The following is a 317-nucleotide window of genomic DNA, read 5'->3' on the forward strand; positions in this document are numbered from 1 at the left end:
GGCCGCAACGGCGGCTGGCTCTACAACGGCATCGCGGGCCGCGACCGCTACGCCAAGCTGCACGGCCACGAGCAGGCCGTCCGCCTTCAGCAGGCGATGAACGACACGGTCACCGAGGTGGTGAAGACCGCCGCTGCCGAGGGGATCGACGCGGACATCCACCAGGGTGGTGTACTCGAAGTCGCCTACACACCCGCCCAGTTGGCGCGCCTCAAGGCCTTCCACGCCGTCGAGATCGCCTTCGGCGAGACCGACCGCACCCTGCACGCGGATGCGCTCGGCGGTCTCGCGGGTGCCGTGCAGGGCGCGGTCGGTTC

The 317-nt window shown here is 70.7% G+C and carries 1 protein-coding gene; it reads left to right on the forward strand.

The genetic code is table 11. The features are described from left to right. A partial coding sequence (locus J0695_RS40010) for an FAD-dependent oxidoreductase (protein WP_372445918.1) occupies positions 1–317 on the forward strand: 317 nt, incomplete at both ends.

The sequence above is a fragment of the Streptomyces beijiangensis genome, assembly GCF_017315755.1.
GTDB classification, from domain to species: domain Bacteria; phylum Actinomycetota; class Actinomycetes; order Streptomycetales; family Streptomycetaceae; genus Streptomyces; species Streptomyces beijiangensis.